Source organism: Micromonospora sp. CP22, assembly GCF_009712475.1.
Classification (GTDB): Bacteria; Actinomycetota; Actinomycetes; order Mycobacteriales; family Micromonosporaceae; genus Micromonospora.
This window is the reverse complement of sequence record NZ_VCJO01000004.1, coordinates 294103-314218: the sequence shown is the minus strand read 5'-3', so window position 1 is coordinate 314218 and position 20116 is coordinate 294103. Positions and strand designations below refer to the sequence as shown.

The 20116-nt window shown below is 70.0% G+C and carries 20 protein-coding genes; 17 read left to right on the top strand and 3 right to left on the bottom strand.

Annotated features, from left to right (window positions below; translation table 11 throughout):
* Positions 1-199: 199 nt before the first annotated feature.
* The 12 genes from FF096_RS09975 to FF096_RS09920 all read left to right on the top strand — a co-directional run bounded on the left by FF096_RS09975 (position 200) and on the right by FF096_RS09920 (position 11509).
* Positions 200-664, top strand: coding sequence for a universal stress protein (locus FF096_RS09975; RefSeq protein WP_155216585.1), 465 nt, complete (start codon positions 200-202; stop codon positions 662-664).
* Between the two features lie 31 nt (positions 665-695).
* Positions 696-1328: a M23 family metallopeptidase gene (locus FF096_RS09970; RefSeq protein ID WP_155216583.1), complete on the top strand. Its 633-nt coding sequence runs from the start codon at positions 696-698 to the stop codon at positions 1326-1328.
* Positions 1329-1599: 271 nt separating this feature from the next.
* Positions 1600-3135, top strand: a complete 1536-nt coding sequence (locus FF096_RS09965; RefSeq protein ID WP_155216581.1) for an ABC transporter substrate-binding protein — start codon at positions 1600-1602, stop codon at positions 3133-3135.
* Positions 3136-3155: 20 nt separating this feature from the next.
* Entirely contained in the window at positions 3156-4100 is a 945-nt protein-coding gene (locus tag FF096_RS09960) for an ABC transporter permease (RefSeq protein WP_155216579.1), read from the top strand.
* A gap of 11 nt (positions 4101-4111) precedes the next feature.
* The gene (locus FF096_RS09955; protein WP_155216958.1) at positions 4112-4990 is read left to right on the top strand and encodes an ABC transporter permease; all 879 of its coding nucleotides are present in this window, start codon (positions 4112-4114) and stop codon (positions 4988-4990) included.
* Positions 4987-5967, top strand: a complete 981-nt coding sequence (locus FF096_RS09950) for an ABC transporter ATP-binding protein (RefSeq protein WP_155216577.1) — start codon at positions 4987-4989, stop codon at positions 5965-5967. The genes FF096_RS09955 and FF096_RS09950 overlap by 4 nt, the downstream gene beginning before the upstream one ends.
* Before the next feature lie 3 nt (positions 5968-5970).
* A complete protein-coding gene (locus tag FF096_RS09945; RefSeq protein WP_309223010.1) occupies positions 5971-6954 on the top strand; it encodes an ABC transporter ATP-binding protein in 984 nt (327 codons plus the stop codon).
* Between the two features lie 139 nt (positions 6955-7093).
* Positions 7094-7540 carry an Rrf2 family transcriptional regulator gene (locus FF096_RS09940; protein ID WP_309223009.1) on the top strand — a complete coding sequence of 149 codons (447 nt, stop codon included), beginning with the start codon at positions 7094-7096 and terminating at the stop codon, positions 7538-7540.
* A 280-nt stretch (positions 7541-7820) separates the two neighbouring features.
* Positions 7821-8840 carry a sulfate ABC transporter substrate-binding protein gene (locus tag FF096_RS09935; protein WP_155216575.1) on the top strand — a complete coding sequence of 340 codons (1020 nt, stop codon included), beginning with the start codon at positions 7821-7823 and terminating at the stop codon, positions 8838-8840.
* Positions 8837-9685 (top strand): sulfate ABC transporter permease subunit CysT, encoded by an 849-nt coding sequence (cysT, locus tag FF096_RS09930; RefSeq protein WP_309223008.1) that lies wholly within the window; start codon positions 8837-8839, stop codon positions 9683-9685. Before FF096_RS09935 ends, cysT begins: the two co-directional genes overlap by 4 nt.
* A complete protein-coding gene (locus FF096_RS09925) occupies positions 9678-10514 on the top strand; it encodes a sulfate ABC transporter permease subunit (protein ID WP_309223007.1) in 837 nt (278 codons plus the stop codon). Before cysT ends, FF096_RS09925 begins: the two co-directional genes overlap by 8 nt.
* Complete coding sequence (locus tag FF096_RS09920) at positions 10511-11509, top strand: sulfate/molybdate ABC transporter ATP-binding protein (protein ID WP_155216573.1); 999 nt, start codon at positions 10511-10513, stop codon at positions 11507-11509. Before FF096_RS09925 ends, FF096_RS09920 begins: the two co-directional genes overlap by 4 nt.
* 115 nt (positions 11510-11624) lie before the next feature.
* Here FF096_RS09920 and FF096_RS09915 read toward each other — a convergent pair whose 3' ends face one another.
* The gene (locus tag FF096_RS09915; protein WP_155216572.1) at positions 11625-12563 is read right to left on the bottom strand and encodes a glycosyl hydrolase family 32; all 939 of its coding nucleotides are present in this window, start codon (positions 12561-12563) and stop codon (positions 11625-11627) included.
* A gap of 74 nt (positions 12564-12637) precedes the next feature.
* Positions 12638-13663: a LacI family DNA-binding transcriptional regulator gene (locus tag FF096_RS09910; RefSeq protein ID WP_155216570.1), complete on the bottom strand. Its 1026-nt coding sequence runs from the start codon at positions 13661-13663 to the stop codon at positions 12638-12640.
* Positions 13664-14043: 380 nt separating this feature from the next.
* Between FF096_RS09910 and FF096_RS09905 the strand changes: the two genes are divergently transcribed.
* The 5 genes from FF096_RS09905 (at position 14044) to FF096_RS09885 (ending at position 19285) form a co-directional block, all read left to right on the top strand.
* Positions 14044-15405: an extracellular solute-binding protein gene (locus tag FF096_RS09905; protein WP_309223006.1), complete on the top strand. Its 1362-nt coding sequence runs from the start codon at positions 14044-14046 to the stop codon at positions 15403-15405.
* Entirely contained in the window at positions 15402-16370 is a 969-nt protein-coding gene (locus FF096_RS09900) for a carbohydrate ABC transporter permease (protein ID WP_155216568.1), read from the top strand. Before FF096_RS09905 ends, FF096_RS09900 begins: the two co-directional genes overlap by 4 nt.
* The gene (locus FF096_RS09895; protein WP_155216566.1) at positions 16370-17197 is read left to right on the top strand and encodes a carbohydrate ABC transporter permease; all 828 of its coding nucleotides are present in this window, start codon (positions 16370-16372) and stop codon (positions 17195-17197) included. The genes FF096_RS09900 and FF096_RS09895 overlap by 1 nt, the downstream gene beginning before the upstream one ends.
* 5 nt (positions 17198-17202) lie before the next feature.
* Positions 17203-18354 (top strand): serine hydrolase domain-containing protein, encoded by a 1152-nt coding sequence (locus FF096_RS09890; RefSeq protein ID WP_309223005.1) that lies wholly within the window; start codon positions 17203-17205, stop codon positions 18352-18354.
* A gap of 130 nt (positions 18355-18484) precedes the next feature.
* Positions 18485-19285, top strand: coding sequence for an inositol monophosphatase family protein (locus tag FF096_RS09885; RefSeq protein ID WP_155216564.1), 801 nt, complete (start codon positions 18485-18487; stop codon positions 19283-19285).
* A 65-nt stretch (positions 19286-19350) separates the two neighbouring features.
* Here the strand turns inward: FF096_RS09885 and FF096_RS09880 are convergent, their stop codons facing one another.
* Complete coding sequence (locus tag FF096_RS09880) at positions 19351-19812, bottom strand: VOC family protein (RefSeq protein WP_155216562.1); 462 nt, start codon at positions 19810-19812, stop codon at positions 19351-19353.
* Between the last annotated feature and the right edge of the window lie 304 nt (positions 19813-20116).

Sequence of the window (20116 nt, the reverse complement as noted above, 5' to 3'; positions counted from 1 at the left end):
GTCTATCAGGTGATCGTGACGCCTCACAAGGCCCATGGTGGACGGCGGCTCTCCTCGGTCGGCGTGGTCGGGTGGCCCGACCGGGTCGCAGGTCCCGCCCGGCGCAGGGCCGTCCGACCTGTCCGCGGGGGACTCCGGCCGCTGGTCCGCGCCACGTCCGCACGCTGCACTGGAAGCAGGACGGAGAGGAGTGAGGACGATGTCGTACCTGATTGTCGTCGGTGTCGACGGTTCGGACGGTGGGCGACGTGCCCTGCGCTGGGCGGTCGGTGAGGCGGCCGAGCGCAACGGCACCGTGCAGGCGGTGATCGCCTGGCGGTGGGACGGCCTGGACGGTGGGGCCATGGTCGCGCCGAACCCGTTCGAGGAGGAGGAACGGGCCACGGACCTGCTGGCCCGGGAGATCGGCGAGGTCACCGGAGGTACGGCGACGGTACCGGTCTCGGTCGAGGTCGTCGAGGGGCGGCCGGCCGATGTGCTCACCGCCGCCGCCCGTGGCGCCGACCTGCTGGTGCTGGGCAGCCACGGGCACGGCCGGCTGCGGCACACCGTGCTCGGCTCGGTCAGTGAGGAGTGCGTACGCAAGGCGACCTGCCCGGTGGTGGTGATCCCGGTGCCGGTGACGGCGTCGGGCGGTCCGGTCGTGCCGGCGGTGCCGGCCTGACAGCGGCCGACGGAGGTTGCCGATCTCTGTCATGCTCTGGACCGTGACGACCGGCCAACCTCGTTCCCGTCGCCGAGCCCGCCGGACCAGGCCCGGGCTCCTGTTCACCCTCGGAATCGTGGTCGCGCTGGTCGTGGCAGCGGTGATCGTGCTGCGGCCGGCGGGGCCCCGCCCGCTGTTCCAGATGCCGGTCGGCTGCGGGGAGACGTGGCAGCTCGGCACCTATCCCGGGCACGGTGACTACGACGTGGACTTCTTCCCGCTCTCCGGTGACCCGTGGGGGCAGCCGGTGCTGGCGTCGTACGAGGGCACCGTCACGGTGGCCGGGATCAACGGGTCGCTGGGTGGGCGTACCCCGGAGAACCCGGACGGACCCCGGGGCCGTGGTGGTGGCTACTGGGTGAAGATCGACCACGGCGGTCGGTGGGAGACGCAGTACCTGCACCTGCTGGAGCCGCCGATGGTGGAAGCCGGCGAGCGGGTCGTCCAGGGCCAGCAGATCGGGCGGATCGGCAGCACCGGCAACTCCGGCGCGCCGCACCTGCACTACGAGCAGCGCCGGGGCTGGCAGAAGGTGGAGACCTTCTTCGACGGCGTCCCGTCGGGCATCACCGTCGATGACGCCGAGTACACGGTCCGCCGGACCAGCAACAACTGTCCGTAGCGGAGATCTGTGGTCAGTATCAGTACCCGGTGGCCCGAGCCGCCGATCGGCCCTTGGGCTGCCGCGCCGGGCCGGGCCGGGTCACAGCTTGACGGCGATCGGGGATGGTCACCGGTCCGAGCCCTGTCGACCAGCGGGATCACGGGTTAGCGTGGGCGAACGGGTGGACCGCCAGTAGGGTAATTTGCCACGTTTTGTGTTGACATCGGCTGACCAGGGAGCCAGACTCGCAAGCTCTTCGACCGCCGGAGAAGGAATCCAGGGGAGGACCATGTCCAGGACCAGATTCAGGTTGGCCGGCGCGACGATCGCCCTGATGCTCGCCGCCGTGGCGGGATGCAGTGGCGGCGAGGGCGTCGACGTCGACGGCAACGACGGGGCAGGTGCCGGGGGTGTGCTCAACGCCGCGATCGGCGGCGAGCCGGATCAGCTCGATCCACACAAGACCTCCGCCTACTACAGCTTCCAGGTGCTGGAGAACGTCTTCGACACCCTCGTCGAGCCGGACGAGAACCTGGAGATGAAGCCTGCCCTGGCCACCGAGTGGACCACCAGCGACGACCAGCTGACCTGGACGTTCACCCTCCGCGAGGGCGTCACGTTCTCCGACGGTTCGCCGCTGACCGCCGAGGACGTCGTCTACTCGTACAACCGGATCATCGACGAGAAGCTGAACAACGCGTACAAGTTCGGCACGGTGAAGTCGATCGAGGCCGCCGACCCGAAGACCGTCGTGGTGACGCTCAACGCGCCGACGCCGAACCTGCTGGCCAACCTGGGTGGCTTCAAGGGCGTGGCGATCGTGCAGAAGTCCAATGTGGAGTCCGGCGAGATCACGACCAAGCCGGTGGGCAGCGGCCCGTTCGTCGTGGAGAACTACAGCTCCGGCGACAGCATCCGGCTGGTCCGCAATGACAACTACTGGGGCGAGAAGCCCAAACTGGACGGCGTCCGGTTCACCTTCGTCAGCGACCCCACCGTCGCCCTGCAGAACCTGCGCGGCGGTGAGGTGCACTGGACCGACAACCTGCCACCGCAGCAGGTGCCCGGGCTACTCGACGGGGACGACCCGACGGTGCGGTCGGTACCGTCGACCGACTACTGGTACCTCTCGCTGAACCAGGCGCGTAAGCCGTACGACGATGTCAACGTCCGCCGGGCGATCGCCTTCGCGCTGGACCGCGAGGCGATCACCAAGGCCGCGAAGTTCGGGCTGGCGACGGTCAACCAGACGGCCATTCCGCGCAACAGCGCCTTCTACTACGAGTACGCGCCGTACTCGCACGACGTCAACCAGGCCCGGCAGCTGCTCGACCAGGCCGGCGTCAGCGGGCTGACCATGGACCTGATGGTCACCAGCGAGTACCCGGAGACGGTCACCGCCGCCCAGGTCATCGCCGCGCAGCTGGAAGCCGTCGGGATCACCGTCAAGATCCGTACGCTGGACTTCGCGCAGTGGCTCGACGAGCAGGGCGCGGGCTCGTTCGACTCGTTCATGCTCGGCTGGCTGGGCAACATCGACCCGGACGAGTTCTACTACGCGCAGCACCACAGCGACGGCTCGTTCAACTTCCACAAGTACGCCAACTCGACCGTGGACCGCCTGCTCGACCAGGCCCGGACGGAGACCGACCAGGCCGCCCGCAAGCAGCGGTACGAGCAGGTGGCCAAGCAGATCGTGGACGACGCCAGCTACATCTACCTCTACAACCCCGACGTCGCCCAGGGCTGGTCGAAGCAGGTCACCGGCTACGAGGTACGCACGGACAGAGCCATCCGCTTCCGCGAGGTCGCACTCGCACGGTGACCTGGCGGGGGACCTCTCAGATGGCCCGTTTCGTAATCCGTCGGCTGTTGCAGTCGGCAGTCGTGCTACTCGGCGTGACGCTCGTGGTGTTCCTGCTGCTCCAGTTGGTGCCGGGCGACCCTGTACGGGTCGCCCTCGGCACCCGCTTCGACCCGCAGACGTACGAGGCGCTGCGCGCCCGTGCGGGGCTCGACCAGCCGTTGGTGGTGCAGTACTTCGACTACCTGCGACGGGCGTTGACCGGCGACCTCGGGGTCAGCTTCCGTAGCGGACGCCCGGTCACCGCGATCGTGCTGGAGCGGCTGCCGGCGACACTGTCGCTGGCGGTCACCGCGGTGCTGTTCGCGGTCGTGATCGCCTTTCCGCTGGGGATCGTCTCGGCCATCCGCAGCGGTTCGCTGGTCGACCACGCGGCGCGGGTGTTCAGCCAGTTCGGTGTCTCGGTGCCGGACTTCTGGATGGGCATCATGGCGATCCTGCTCTTCTCCGGGGTGCTCGGTTGGTTGCCCCCGTCGGGGTACGTCGCGCTCACCGAGGATCCGGGCCGCTGGGCCTCCCACGTGGCGTTGCCCGCCGCCACGGTCGGCCTGGTGACCGCCTCGATCCTCACCCGCTTCGTGCGCTCGTCGATGTTGGAGGTGCTCTCCGAGGACTACGTGCGTACCGCCGAGGCGAAGGGGCTGCGGACCCGGGTGGTGGTGTTGCGGCACGTGCTGCGCAACGCCCTGATCCCGGTGGTGACCGTGGTGGCGGTGCAGTTGGCCAGTCTGCTCGGCGGGGTGATCGTGATCGAGGTGCTGTTCGCCTGGCCCGGTATCGGGCGGCTGACGTACGACGCCGTCGCGGCCCGGGACTACCCGGTGCTCCAGGGTGCGGTGCTGCTGGTGGCGGCGCTGTTCCTGCTGGTCAACCTGGTGGTCGACATCCTCTACGCCCGCCTCGACCCGAGGATCACGGTCAAGTGAGCGGCGTACGGATGATCAACCGGGACGGTCAGCTGGGCCGGGCGTTGTCGGCGCTGCGGCGGGATCCGCTGGCGCTCACCGGAAGTTTGGTCCTGGTGGTGCTGGTCGTGGTGGGCGTGGGCGGGGCCTGGCTGGCGCCGTCGGGGATCAACGAGGTCGACGTCGACCGGATGCTGCAACCACCGAGCTGGGCGCACCCGTTCGGCACCGACGAGCTGGGCCGCGACGTGCTCAGCCGGGTCATGGTCGCCGCCCGGGTGTCGTTGCAGGTCGGCCTGGTCAGCGTCGGGATCGCGCTGACGGTGGGGGTGACCCTCGGGTTGTTCGCCGGCTACTACCGGGGCTGGCTCGACAACGTGGTGATGCGCTGCATGGACGTGCTGTTCGCGTTCCCGGTGCTGCTGCTGGCGGTGGCGATCGTGGCGGTGCTCGGCCCGGGGTTGCTCACCGCGATGGTGGCGATCGGGGTGGTCTACACGCCGATCTTCGCCCGGGTGACCCGAGCCGGCGTGCTCTCGGTGCGGGAACAGGTGTTCGTCCGGGCCGCGGTGTCGGTCGGCGCGTCCGACCTGCGGATCATGCGTCGACACGTGCTGCCGAACATCGCGGCCCCGTTGATCGTGCAGACGTCGCTGTCCCTGGCCTTCGCGATCCTCTCCGAGGCGGCGTTGTCCTTCCTCGGCCTCGGCGTCCAGCCACCCGATCCCGCCTGGGGTCGGATGCTGTTCGACGGTCGCGGGTTCGTCACCGAGGCGTGGTGGCTGGGCGTCTTCCCCGGCGCGGCGATCTTCCTGACCGTCCTGGCGTTCAACCTGGTCGGTGACGCGCTGCGGGACGTGCTCGATCCCCGCCAGCTCACCGTCAACGAAGCCAGGAGGAGCACGTCATGAAACCCGTGCTGGCCGTCGAGGACCTCACCGTCACCATCGACACCCGGCGGGGACCGGCCCGTGCGGTCGCCGGGGTCGACTGGGCGGTGCGGCCGGGGGAGACGCTGGCGCTGGTGGGGGAGTCCGGCAGCGGCAAGAGCATGAGCGTGCTCGCCGCGACCGGGCTGGCACCCCGTACCGCCCGGGTGTCCGGGCGGATCCACCTGCTCGACACGGAGTTGACCGGGCTGCCCGAGCAACGTCGTCGTCGGCTGCGTGGGCGGCACGTCGGATTCGTCTTCCAGGATCCGATGACCTCGCTCAACCCGGTGCTCACCGTCGGCCGGCAGGTCGTCGAGGCCGCCCAGGAACACCTCGGGCTGACCCGGAGGGCCGCCCGGTCCCGCGCCGTCGAGCTGCTGGACCTGGTCGGCATCCCGTCGGCCGGGCAGCGGGTGGACGCGTACCCGCACCAGTTCTCCGGCGGGATGCGCCAGCGGGTGGTGATCGCCATGGCGTTGGCCTGTGAGCCGGATCTGCTGATCGCCGACGAACCGACCACGGCCCTCGACGTGACCACCCAGGCCCAGATCGTCGAGCTCGTCGCCGACCTGCAACGCCGCCTCGGCACGGCGGTCGTCTGGATCACGCATGACCTCGGTGTGGTCGCCGGCATCGCCGACACCGTGGCGGTCATGTACGCGGGCCGGATCCTCGAACAGGGGCCGGTCGACGCCGTCTTCGGCGCGCCGTCGCATCCGTACACCCGGGCGTTGCTGGCCGCCCGCCCGGACCCGGCGGCCGGTGACGCCGATCTGGTCACCATCGCCGGTGCGCCGCCGAGCCCGTTGGACCTGCCGCCGGGCTGCGCGTTCTGGCCCCGCTGCCCGGTGCGGGGCGACGCGCGCTGTGAGCACGAGATGCCGCCGCTGGTGCCGGTCTCGGCCGGGCACCAGGTGCGGACCTTCTATCCGCAGGCGACCGACCGGAGGGACTGACAGGTGAGCGAGGTGGTGGCCGCACTCGACGATCTGGCCGTGTGGTTCCCGACGGCGGCCGGTGTGGTCCGCGCCGTCGACGGCGTGTCGTTGCAGATCCGGCGGGGCGAGACGCTGGGGTTGGTCGGCGAGTCCGGCAGCGGCAAGTCGACCACCGGGCTGGCCCTGCTGCGGCTGGTGGATCCCACCGCCGGCACGGTCCGGGTCGCGGGTGAGGACGTCACCCGGTGGTCCCGGCGGCAACTGCGGACGCTGCGTCGCCGGGTGGCGATGGTGTTCCAGGATCCGCAGGCGTCCCTGGACCCTCGACTCACCATCGGGGCGAGCATCGCCGAGCCGCTGATCGTGCACCGGCTCGTCGACGGTGCCGCGGCCCGACGCCGCCGCGTCGACGAACTGCTCGACATGGTCGGGTTGCGCGGTGACCTGGCCGACCGGCATCCCCACGAACTCTCCGGCGGCCAGCGGCAGCGGGTCGGCATCGCCCGTGCCCTGGCCGGCGAACCGGACCTGATCGTGCTGGACGAACCGATCGCCTCGCTCGATCTGAGCGTGCAGGCACAGATCATGAACCTGCTCCGTCGCCTGCAACGGGATCTCGGCCTGACGTACCTCTTCATCGCCCACGACCTCGCCGCCGTCGAGCACATGAGTGACCGGATGGCGGTGATGTACCTGGGGCGGATCGTGGAGAGCGGCACACCGACGCAGATCTGGCAGGCTCCGGCGCACCCGTACACCGCCGCGTTGTTGTCGGCGGTGCCGGTCGCCGACCCGCAGGTCGAGCGGGACCGCCGTCGGATCATCCTCAGTGGAGACATCCCCAGCCCGGTGGACCCGCCGGGCGGCTGCCGGTTCCGCACCCGCTGCCCCCAGGCGCGGCCGGAGTGCGCCGAGACCGATCCGGTGTTGGCCGAGGTCGCCCCGGAGCACCGCGCGGCGTGCCTGTTCGCCGGGGAGGCCGTGCGCGCGATGCGGGCGGCCTGAACGCCCACGCCACCACCGTTGCCGGCTCCGTCCGTCCGTAGTCGTACCGCATCACCGTCGGCATCTTGACGATGGTGACCTCCACCCTGTCCACTATCCCTACATGTTTTGTGTGGAATAGTGGGACGGGGGTGGGGTCGTGCACATCTCGGCGCGGTCGGATTACGCCGTCCGGGCGATGCTGGCGGTGGCGCAGCATCACCCGGAGGTGGTGAAGGCGGCGGTGCTGGCGGCCAGCCAGGACATTCCGTACCCCTTCTTGCAGGGCATCCTGCTCGACCTGCGACGTGCCGGTCTGCTGCACAGCCTGCGCGGCACCGACGGTGGCTACGCGTTGACCCGGTCGCCGGCCGAGATCGCGGTGGGGGACGTGCTGCGGGCCACCGCAGGTGCGTTGACCACGGTCCGGGGGGCGCCCGCCGAGGTGGCGACGTACCACGGTGTGGCGACCGGTCTGGGCGAGGTGTGGCTGTCGGTGCACCGGGCCATCGAGGGGGTGGTCGACCGGACGAGCCTTGCCGACCTGCTCGAGCGCGAGCATCCGGGGCGGCGGCCGGTGGTCGACCAGGGCACCGGCGCGGCGTGACGGCGTCGCGGTGCCCCGGTGTCGGTCAGGTGTCCGACACCAAGGCTTGAAAACCTGTCGAGTTAGTGGGATATTCGGTTCGCGATCGACGTGGTCGATCGCGGGCTCGCCGTACGGCTGTGCGGCGATCGTTCTGGTGGTGCGCGCCGGGCATCGAGGCTCGGGGCGTGATCCGCGTCCGTCGTGTCCGTCCAATGTGACGGCATGATGCTGGGCAAATTACCTATTTAACCAGTCGGATTTATATAGTGCGGGGCACTGGAGGAGGACGGGTTCGCAGATGAGGCACCGGATCAGAGCAGTCAGCGCCCTGGCCGTGGTCGTCGGCCTGGCCTTGGCGGGCTGCGGTGGCGGGGACGCCGCCAGCGGTAACGCCACGTTGAGCATCGTCGGTTTCGCGGTACCCGAGGCGGCGAACAAGGCCATCGCCGCGGAATGGAACAAGACCGAGGCGGGCAAGGGGGTGCGGTTCCGCACCTCGTACGGCGCGTCCGGCGACCAGAGTCGAGCCGTCGTCTCCGGGCTGAAGGCCGACTACGTCCACTTCTCCGTCAGCAGCGACGTGACCCGGCTGGTCGAGGCCGGTCTCGTCGACGAGAGCTGGGACGACGGGCCGAACAAGGGCATCGTCTCCTCGTCGGTGGTGGTCCTCGCCGTGCGCCAGGGCAACCCGAAGAACATCCAGGGCTGGGACGACCTGATCAAGCCGGGGATCGGCATCGTCACGCCGAACCCCGCCTCGTCGGGCGCCGCCCGCTGGAACGCCCTCGCCGCCTGGGGACACATCGCCGCCAACGGCGGCACCGACGCCCAGGCCGAGGAGTTCCTCAACAAGCTCTTCGCCAACGTGGTGTCGCTGCCCGGCAGCGGTCGGGACGCCACGACCACGTTCCTCGGCGGCACCGGCGACGTGCTGCTGGCCTACGAGAACGAGACCATCCTGGCCCGGCAGAAGGGCGAAGAACTGGACTGGGTGCTGCCCGCCACCACCCTGCTGATCGAGAACCCGGGCGCCGTCCTCTCCAACGCCGACCCGAAGGCGAAGGAGTGGCTCGACTTCGTGCTCGGCCCGCAGGGTCAGCGGCAGTTCGCGCTGACCGGTTTCCGACCGATCATCGAGGGCGTCGACACCAGCGGCATCGAGGGCGTCCTCGACCCGAACGACCCGTTCCCGGCACCGCAGAAGCTGCTGACGGTCGACAAGGACTTCGAGAGCTGGTCGGCGTTGTCGAAGAAGTTCTTCGACGAGAATGACGGCATCGTCACCAAGGTCATCGCGGCCTCCGGGAAGGCGAAGTGACCTCGACGGCTGTGACACCGGACCGGCCGGCGGGCGACCGCCGGCCGGTCCGGGCCGGTCTGCCGCTGACCCGGCTCTCCGGTCTGGGCCTCGGTGTCGCCATGGTGTGGTTCAGCCTGCTGGTGCTGATTCCGCTCGCCGCGGTGGTGGTGACCGCCTCCGAAGGCGGATGGGACGGTTTCTGGCAGACGGCCACCAACGAGCAGACCGCCGCCACCCTGCGGCTGACCGTGGGGACCGCGCTGCTCGTCACGCTGGTGAACATCGTCATGGGCACCCTGATCGCCTGGGTGCTGGTGCGCGACAACTTCGTCGGTAAGCGGGCGCTCGAAGTCCTCATCGACGTGCCGTTCGCGCTGCCGACGATCGTCGCCGGTCTGGTGCTGCTGTCGCTGTACGGGCCGGACAGCCCGCTCGGCGTCAACGTCGCCAACACCCGGGTCGCGGTGTTCCTCGCCTTCCTCTTCGTCACACTGCCCTTCATCGTGCGGACGGTGCAGCCGGTGCTGGCCGAACTCGATCCGGAGGTCGAGGAGGCGGCGGCCTCGCTGGGCGCGAGCCGGTTCGTCACGTTCCGACGGATCATCCTGCCCAGCCTCACCCCGGCCATCGCGGCCGGGGCCGCGCTGTCGTTCGCCCGCGCCGTCGGCGAGTACGGCTCCCTGGTCCTGCTCTCCGGCAACCTGCCGATGCGTACCGAGGTGGCCTCGGTACGGATCCTCAGCAGCATCGAGAACGACAACCCGGACAGCGCGGCGGCGGTCGCGGTGATGCTGCTGGCCGTCTCGCTCACCGTCATCGTGGTCCTCGACGTCATCCAGCGGAGGGTGGTGCGCCGTGGCTGACAGTTCGATCGCCACCCGTAGCCCGGTCGGTCGACGCCCCGGTCGCCACCTGCTGCGGCTCGTGGTGGTGGCGTACCTGTTCTTCCTGGTGGCCTGGCCGTTGTACCTGGTGGGAAGCAACGCCTTCACCGACGGGTTCACCAGCTTCGAGGACATCCTCACCGACCCCGACGTGACCCACGCGTTGCGACTCACCGTGGTGATCGCGGTGGCCGCCGTGGTCATCAACACCGTGTTCGGTGTCGGCATCTCGATCCTGTTGGTCCGTTACGACTTCCCCGGCAAGCGGGTGCTCAACGCGTTGCTCGACGTGCCGCTGTCGGTCTCCCCGATCGTCGTCGGGCTCGCGTTGATCCTGGTCTACGGCGGTCGCGACGGCTGGTTCGGTCCGACCCTGGAGTCGGCCGGAATTCAGATCATCTTCGCGGTGCCGGGCATGGTGATGGCCACCGTCTTCGTCGCCCTGCCGCTGGTCATCCGGGAGGTCGTGCCGGTCTTGCAGGAGGTCGGCGACGAGCAGGAACAGGCCGCCCGCAGCCTCGGCGCCAACGCCTGGCAGACGTTCCGCCGGATCACGCTGCCGTCCATCAAGTGGGGCGTGATCTACGGCGTCGTGCTCAGCCTCGCCCGCTCGCTCGGCGAGTTCGGCGCGGTCAAGGTGGTCTCCGGCAACGTGCTCGGTGACACCCGCACGGCCACCCTCGTGGTGGAGGAGAAGTACCTCAACTTCGACAAGGGCGGAGCGTACGCCACGGCCTTCCTCCTCGCCCTCGTCGCGGTGGCCTGCATCATCGTCGTATCCGTTCTCAGGCCGAAGGAAGAGCGTTGAGCATCGAGATCTCCAACGTCGGCAAGCGGTTCGCGGACTTCGTCGCACTCGACGACGTGTCGGTGAGCATCCCGGCCGGTCGGCTCACGGCGTTGCTGGGCCCCTCCGGTGGCGGCAAGTCCACCCTGCTTCGGATCATCGCGGGACTGGAGCGCGCCGACACCGGACGCGTCGAGATCGACGGTGTGGATGCCACCACGCTGCCCCCGCAGAAGCGCAACGTCGGATTCGTGTTCCAGCACTACGCGGCCTTCAAGCACCTGTCGGTACGCCGTAACGTGGCCTTCGGTCTGGAGATCCGCAAACGGTCCAAGGAGGAGATCCGTCGGCGGGTCGACGAGCTGCTCGCCCTGGTGCACCTCGGACAGTTCGGTGACCGGCTGCCCACGCAGCTCTCCGGCGGGCAGCGGCAGCGGATGGCGCTCGCCCGTGCCCTGGCCGTGGAGCCGGCGGTGTTGCTGCTCGACGAGCCGTTCGGCGCCCTCGACGCCAAGGTCCGCAAGGAACTGCGGGACTGGCTGCGTCGGCTGCACGACGAGGTGCACGTGACCACCGTCTTCGTCACCCACGACCAGGAGGAGGCACTGGAGGTCGCCGACGAGATCGTGGTGATCAACGAGGGGAGGGTGGAACAGATCGGCTCGCCGGACGACCTCTACGACCGCCCGGCGAACGAGTTCGTCATGCGGTTCCTCGGCCCGGTCACCCAACTCGGCGACCAACTCGTGCGTCCGCACGACCTCCAGCTCTCCACCGACTCGGGCGACGGGGTGCCTGGCCGGGTCGCCCGGGTCACCCGGATCGGCTTCGAGATCCGGGTCGAGGTCACCACCGCCGACGGACAGCCGGTCACGGTGACCCTCACCCGCAACGAGTTCCTCGCCCTCGGCATCGGGACCGGTGACGACGTGCGCCTCCGGATCGCCCCGAACAGCCCCACCACGGCGGTGTCCACGCCCGCGCAGCGGGCCGACCTCGCCGCCGCCAACAGCTAGGGTCCTGCGTCGAGGTCCTCGGCCGAGCCGAGGACCTCGACGCAGGCCCTGAAGCCGCTGCCGAACGTTCACCGGGCCGGTGTCCGATGGTGTCGGGGCCGGTCCGGGAACGACCTCACTCACCCACGGATCGCGCGACCAGGCCGACCGACGGGTCGTAGCGGACCGGGACGGGATCGCTGAGTTCGCCGACGAACTCGCCGTCGGTGTGCTCGACGAAGCCGATCAGGGACCAGCCGTCACCGTCCGGGACCAGGCGTGGGGCGTACAGGTGGGGTTGGGCGACCGGCCGGGCGGCGGCGACGTCCCAGGGGCCGCGTACCGTCGGGCCGGTGGCGACCCAGATCCGCTGCCCGGCCTCCCGGTCGGCGGCGAAGGCGTTGGTGCAGAACAGCAGCAGGGGCTGCCCGTCGACGACGGCGACCTGCGGTACCTCCAGGTGACCGAACCCGGCCGGGGCGGACAGCGGCGGTCGCACCGTCCAGTTCACCAGGTCCGGTGAGGTCGCGTGGCCGACGACCCCGCGCGCGTCGCCTGGTCCCTGGTTGCCGCGTGCGGTGACGAGCATGTGCCAGCCGTCGCCGTCCGGGTCCGGGAAGACCCACGGGTCGCGCCACGCCTCCTCGTACCACATCTCGTGATCGAGCAGCTCGTACCAGGTCGGGTCGGCCTCCACCACCGGGCCGCAGCCGTGCCGGTGCCAGCTGACCAGGTCGTCGGAGACGGCCAGGCCGATGCGCTGGACCAGACCGTCCTCCGCCCGGCTGACCCCGGTGTAGAAGAGGTACCACCGCTGGTCCGGGCCGCGTACCGTGCAGCCGGTCCAGGTCGCCAGGTCGTCCCAGGCGGGCGCGTCGGCGGGCACCAGGGCGTCGGCGCGCAGGTCCCAGGAGCGCAGGTCGGTGGAGACGGCGTGGCCGATCGAGGCCCGCCGATGGCGACGGTGTGGGTCGAGTAGGGCCCGCGACGCGCGCAGGAAGAACGCGTGCCAGCGGCCGTCGTCGTCCTGGGCGTACCAGCTGTCCCACACCCAGTGGTCGGGCAGTCGAAGCATGGCCGGAAACGTACCAGTGAATCGGTTTAGCGGCTATGGCGGGTGGTGGTCTGCCCGGCTCAGGGACGGTCGGATCAGTCGGCGGGAGCGGCCACGGACCCTCGCCGCCGCATCGGCATCGGGACGAACGACGTGGCGGCGTCGCCGCCGTCGAGCAGCACCTCCACCGCTCGGCGGCCCATCTGTTCGTGCGGCAGCGCCGCGGTGGACAGCCCCGGACGCAGCCACGCGGCGATCGGGTCGTCGTCGAAGGAGATCACCGAGAGGTCGTCGGGGATGGTGAGTCCGGCCTCGCCGAGCGCCTGGTACGCGCCGAAGGCGAGGCGGTCGTTCATGCAGATCACCGCGGTGGGGCGGGTCGGGTGCTCCAGCAGCTCACGCATGGCGTTGTGGCCGTGTTCCGGCAACCACTCCGGGCAGAAACTCTCCTCCAGCAGCGAGACCCCGGCGGCGGCGAGGGTGGCCCGGATGCCTCGCAGTCGGGCGTCGGCGGCCAGGGAGACCTCCGGGTCCTGTTCCTTCTCCAGGTTGCGACCGATCAGGGCGATCCGGTCCCGGTGACCGGAAGCGAGCAGCGCCTCGGCCGCCGCCGCGCCGGCCCCCTCGTCGTCGGGAAGCACGCAGGGCAGCGGCTCGGGACTGGTGGCGTTGAGCAGCACCACCGGGCCGCCGAGGATGGCCGGCGGCACCGCCAGCCGACGGGTCGCCATGGCGGCGTAGACCACGCCGTCGACCTGGCGGTCGAGGATCGCCTCGATGGCGTACCGCTCGAACGTCGGGTCCCCCTGCGTCTCGGTGATCAGCAGGGCGTGGTCCCGCTCGCGGGCGGCGTCCAGCGCGCCACGGATGAGGCCACCGGCGAAGCGGGTGGTGGCGACGATGTCGGAGACGAACGCGATGGTGGCGGTCTTGCGGGTACGCAGGCTGCGGGCGGCCACGTTGGGGCGGTAGCCGAGCTCCTCGGCCGCCGCGAAGACCCGTTGGTGCGCCTCGGCGGAGAGCCTGGTGCCCTCGCGCCCGTTGAGCACCATCGACGCGGCGGTCTTGGACAGACCGGCGCGTCGTGCCACGTCGGCCAACGTCGCTCTCTCACGACCCATGTGCGTCCTCCGTTCACGGCGGCCGTCCCGATGCCGTCGTCGTCCCATCATCGCGCGTCGAGTCACCCCCGTGGCGCCGGCGGCGTGTCCCGTCGGCGCCACGGAGGTGGCGGGCCATCTGTTTCCAGACCGTTGCGAACTCGTCCTTGACAGTCACCGGGCGACGCGCGCATGCTCTGCTAAATCAGTTTAGCGACGAGTTTCGGCTCTGCGGTGGACGCCTCGCGCCTACCGATGTCGTATTGGGTACCGCGCGCCGCGCGCCGGAGTTTCGGCACGCGACGGGCGCGACATGTGGTGGTCGGCGGACCGATGGCCGCAGGTCGCCACGAACGGCCGTCACAACCGGCTCGGCGCGCGGATGAGTCAAGGAGCAAGAGGTGCCGGAGTTCTCGACGAGATTCACCCGACGCCGGGTGGCGTTGCTGACGCCACTACTGGCCGTCGGTCTGGCTGTCACCGGCTGTAGCGCGCCCGGTTCGGAGCAGACCCCCTCCGGGGACTCCGACGCCCCGGTCAGCACCGAGCTGGGGACCGACCCAATCACCCTCGAAATGTACGCCGAGACCGGCTTCCCGCTGGCCAAGGCGCTCGCGGAGGAGTTCACCAAGCAACACCCGAACGTCACGTTCAACATCCGTGAGGACCAGTTCACGGTGATCACGGAGAACGCGCCCCGGGTGCTCGCCTCGGACAACGCGCCCGACCTCATCCGGCTGCCCACCATGGTCGACCTGGTCAAGGACGGGCTGCTGAAGAACCTGGACCCGTACTTCGACGCGTACGGCTGGGACGCCTTCCCCGCCTCCCAGCTGATCCAGCTGCGCCTGTCCGACGGTGGGGCGGTGCGGGGCAGCGGATCGCTGTACGGCATGGGCCTGGGTTACAGCGTGACCGGCGTCTTCTACAACCTCAAGCAGGCCGAGCAGATCGGCATGACCCAGCCGCCGGCCACCATCGCCGAGTTCGAGGACCTGCTGGCCAAGGCGAAGGCCGCCGACCTGCTGCCGATCATGCAGTTCAACAAGAACACCGCGGGTATCAACTTCCCGCACCAGGCATTGCAGAACCAGTACGGCGACCCGAACGCCATCGCCGACTGGATCTTCCAGAAGCCGGGCGCGACCTTCGACACGCCGGCCGCGCTCAAGGCCACCCAGACCATCCAGAAGTGGGCCGAGGCCGGTTACTTCCCGAAGGACGCGAACGCCATCGACTACACGGCGATGATGGGCGAGTTCCAGAAGGGCAACGGCCTGTTCATGTTCAACGGCGACTGGGAGTCGGGGAACCTGGACAAGAACATGGCCGGCGAGGTCGGCTTCTTCCTCTTCCCGGGGGAGACCGCCGACGCCAAGCGGGTCGCCATGTCCGCGCCGAACACGTTCGGCGTCGGTGCCCGGGCGAAGAACCCGGACGCCGCCGCCTTCTTCCTCAACTGGGCGCACACCAACGACAAGGCCCGCGAGATCTCGGTGACCATCGGCGGCTCGCACCCGGGCGGCCCGGCCGACCTCGCCCTACCGCCGGTGGTGGAGGGAACCGTGCTGGCCGAGACGCTCAAGGCGTCCCAGCAGCTCGGGGCGGACAACGGCGCGGTCGACTTCACCGCGAACGCGACCGGCGGCATCTTCGCCGCGGCCATCACCCCTGAGATGCAGAAGCTGATCGCCGGACAACAGACCCCCGAGGGGTACGTGAAGGCGGTCCAGGCCGAATACGAGAAGGAACTGTCCCGATGACGTCTGCCCTCGGCAGCGCCCCGGCCGGGTCGGACACCGCGTCCCGACCCGGCCGGGGGGACACCCGGGCACCCGTGCGGCTCCACCAGAAGCGGTGGGGCCGCACGGTCCGGTGGGCCGGGTGGCTCTGGGTGCTGCCCGCACTGGTCATGTACGGCATCTTCGTGCTGCGTCCGCTCGTGTTGACCGTGCAGTACTCGCTGTACCACTGGAACGGCATCGGCGCGGCCCGCTGGGCGGGGCTGGACAACTACCTCACCGTCTTCACCGACCGCGACCTGTTGAAGATCATTTCGAACGCCTTCATCCTGATCATCTTCTTCAGCTTCATCCCCGTCCTCCTCGGCCTGCTGGTGGCCAGCCTGGTCCGGCGGATCACCACCGGCCCGGCTGGCACGCTGGTCCGGACCGTGCTGTTCCTGCCCCAGGTGATCCCGCTCGTCGCGGCCGGCATCGCCTGGAGTTGGGTGCTCTCCACCAACGGCCTGGTCAACCAGGCGCTGCGGGCCGTCGGGCTGGACGTCGTCACCCGGGCCTGGCTCGGCGAGTTCAGCACCGCGCTGCCGGCCGTGGGCGTGATCGGCACCTGGGTCATGCTCGGCCTCTGCACGATCCTGCTGATCACCGGCATGAGCAAGATCGACCCCTCGCTCTACGAGGCCGCGCGCATCGACGGCGCCGGTCCGGTACGCGAGTTCTTCGCGGTGACCCTGCCCAGCCTGCGTCAGGAGATCGGGATCTGCCTGACCGTGACCATCATCGCGGCGCTGGCCAGCTTCGACATCGTCTACATCTCCACCAGCGGTGGACCGGGCATCCAGACCACCGTGCCCGGCCTGGAGATCTATCGGCTCGCCTTCTCCCAGCGTCAGGTCGGCCTCGCCTCGGCCCTCGCGGTGGTGCTGATGCTGCTGGTGCTGGTGTGCGTCCTGCCGATCCAGCGGCTGACCCGGGGAGAGAAGTGATGAACCTGACCACCCGCAGCGAGCGGCTGACCGGACGCATCTTCCTGATCGCGCTGGTCGTGGTTACCCTGCTGCCGTTCCTGAGCATGTTGTCGGCGGCCCTGCAACCACGCGGCACCGTGCCCACCGGCCTGGCCTGGCCCAGCGATCCACAGTGGGGCAACTTCGCCGACGCCTTCACCGCCGCCAACATGGGCGCGCTGCTGAAGTCGAGCGCGCTGATCGTGGCCGGGGTGGTGCCGGCCGGTGTGCTCATCGCGACCATGGCCGGATTCGGCCTCGGTCACCTGCGGGTGCCCGGCGGTCACATCGCCTTCGGGCTGCTGCTGCTCGGCCTCACCCTGCCCTTCGAGGCGGTGGTGACCCCGCTGTACTACCAGATGCGGGACCTGGGCCTGCTCAACACGCGATGGGCGATCGTCCTGCCGTTGATCGGCCTCTACATGCCGTTCGCGGTCTTCTGGATGCGCGCCCACTTCATCAACGTGCCCCGCGAACTGTCCGAGGCGGCACGGGTCGACGGCAGCAACACCTGGCAGCTGTTCTGGCGGGTCCACGTGCCGTTGGCCCGGCCGGCCATCGCCTCGCTGACGATCCTGCTGTTCCTGTGGACGTGGAACCAGTTCCTGCTGGCCATCGTGCTCGTCGACGACGCGACGAAGCGGACGATGGCCGGTGCGCTCGGCGCCTTCCAGGGGCAGTGGGGAACAGATCTGGTGCTGCTCTGCGCTGGCTCTCTGCTCATCCTCACGCCTACCCTCATCGTATTCCTGATCTTCCAACGGCAGTTCATCAAGGCTCTGCTCCAAGGCTCCGTGAAGGGATAGCTGGCGTGAGTGACACCCCCCAGATCCACGGTGACGTCGACGAGGGCTTCGGTCGGGTCGCCGACGTGTTCCGGGACAACTTCGCCCACCGTCAGGAGGTGGGTGCGGCCGTCGCGGTGTACCTGCGCGGCCGGAAGGTCGTCGACCTGCACGGCGGAGTCGCCGACCCGAGGTCGGGACGTGCGTGGTCGGCGGAAACCCCCGCCGTCGTCTTCTCCTGCACGAAGGGGATGATGACGATCTGCGCGTACCTGCTGGTGCAGGAGGGGCGGCTGGACCTCGACGCGCCGGTGACCCGCTACTGGCCGGAGTTCGGCCAGCACGGCAAGGCGGAGATCCCGGTCCGGTGGCTGCTCACCCACCAGTCCGGTCTGTCGGCGTTGGACCGGTCCTTCACCCGCGAGGAGGTGCTCGCCTGGGATCCGGTCATCAAGGCGATCGAGGAACAGGCTCCCCTGTGGAAGCCCGGCACCGCGCACAGCTACCACCCGATCACCTTCGGCTGGCTGATCGGTGAGGTGATCCGCCGGATCACCGGTGAGCTGCCCGGCAACTACTTCCGCCGGGTCCTCGGCGAGCCCCTCGGCCTGCGTACCTGGATCGGACTGCCGGCCGCCGAGCGCGACGCCGTCGCCTGGATGCTGGGGCCGATCGGGGATCCCGGCCCGGACTTCGACCCGGTCTCCGAGCGGGCCATCACCATGGGCGGTGCCTTCCCGTTCCCCGCTGACGCGGATGGCCTGGTCAGCTTCAACGATCCGGCGATCCAGGCCGCCCAGATCCCGGGCGCGGGCGCGGTCAGCACGGCGGAGAGCCTGGCCCGCCTCTACGCCGCCTGCGTGTCCGAGGTCGGCGGCGAGCGGCTGCTCAGCCCCGAGTCCGTCGAGGACGCCATCGCGGTCCGCGTCAGCGGGCAACAGGTCTACGGCCTGCCCGACGCCGGACACCGATGGGGCACCGGTTTCCTGGTGCACTCGGTGCCACGGCCGATGCTCGGCGTACGCAGCTTCGGCCACGACGGTGCGGGCGGGCACCTGGCCTTCGGTGACGACGCCCACCAGGCCGGGTTCGGCTACGTCGTCAACCAGATGGGCGGCGTCGACGACGAACGCGCCAACCTGCTCTGCGCCGCCGTCCGGGACTGCCTGGAGCGTTAGAGCCGGTGCCCGGCCGCGTCCTGTCGACGCGGCCGGGCCCGGTGGACGCCCTGCGAACCAGCCGATCTGCCGAACCTGCGCACCGGACCGGACGGGACCGGTCCGCCGCCGACCGGCGTACGGTGGGCGGATGTCACTCGTCGATGCGGATCTGGCCATCCAGGCCGCGCGGGCCGGTGCCGCGGTGGTGCGCTCGCACTACGGGACGCCGGTGGCCCGGATCGCGAAGTCGGGGTGGGATTTCGCGACCGCGGCGGACATCGAAGCCGAGGCGGCCATCCTCGCCGTGCTGCGGGCCGCCCGGCCCGAGGACGCCCTGTTGGCCGAGGAGAGCGGACTCAGCGGTTCCGCCGGTGACCGGCGCGTCTGGTTGGTCGATCCGCTCTGCGGGACGCTGAACTTCGCCGTGCACACCATGCTGGTCTCGGTCAACGTGGCCCTGCGGGTCGACGGGAAGGTCGTGGTGGCCGCCGCTGCGGACCCGTTCGCGCAGGAGGTCTTCTGGACCGACGGCACCGGCGCCTGGGTGCGGCGTGCCGGCACGGACCAGCGACTCACACCATCGGCCGAGTCCGCGTTGGTGGACGTCAACCTTGATCCGCCCTATCCCAACGAGCGGGTGTTCCGGGCCGCCCGGCTGCTGGCCCAGCAGGGTTTCGCCGAGCGGTTCCGGCCCCGGGTGGTGTCGACCTCGTTGGCGTTGGCCTGGGTCGCGGCCGGGCGGCGGGCGGCGTACGTGACGGACGGCCAGCCGCGCGACAGTGTCCACTTCGCGGCCGGTATCGCGCTCTGCGCGGCAGCGGGTTGTGTGGTGACCGGGATCGACGGCCAGCCGTGGGGGAGCGGCCTGGGTAGGCTCGTCGCGGCGGCCGACGCCGGTACGCACGCCGAACTGGTGGCGCTCATCGCACAGCAGCGCGAGTCGGCGTAGGGCCGGCACGGCTGCCGGCCCTACGCCTCGTGGGTAAGGTCGGCCCGGTGCGGCTCGGCGGCCCGTCAGTCGAGGCAGAACTCGTTGCCCTCGGGGTCGGTCATCACGATGAAACCGGCCTCGAGCGGGGGTGCGGGCTCGACCCGACGCACCTGCGTGGCGCCCAACGCGACCAGCCGATCGCTCTCGGCCTGCAACGCGGCCATCCGTTCCGCGCCGGTGAGCCCGGGTGCGGCCCGTACGTCGAGGTGCACCCGGTTCTTGACCATCTTGTCCTCGGGCACCTGCTGGAAGAAGAGTCGCGGGCCGATGCCCTCCGGGTCCTCGATGGCCGCCCTCGTGTTGCGCTGCTGCGGCGGTACGCCGATCCGGGCGAGGAAGTCGTCCCACGCGGCCAGCGGGTCGGCTCCCTCGGGCAGGTCCACACCGGGCGGGCCGGGATGCACGTAGCCCAGGGTGTCCCGCCAGAACGTCGACAGCGCCGTCGGGTCGTGGGCGTCGAAGGTGACCTGGATGTGGCGGCTCATCGGGTGCCTCCAATCGTCGTGCGTTGCGGATCCACCCTGCCAGCCGGGGCTGACATTCCTGCTGGATTCGCGACGAACGATCGCGGCACCTCCTGGTCGTTCGAGCGGAGGCTAGCAGTATCAACCTCGTCGATGTTAACGTTCGCAGGAGCCTCCTCAGCAGTGGTAACGGCCGTTGTGGCGAGTGCCGATGTGATCGTCAACATCAGGCGACCTCCGACGAGCCGTCCCGAACGTCGCGTGGATGTTCGCCGGATTCGGCCCGGGAAGTGGCCGCTTGCCGGCCGTCATCCATCTGATGTAT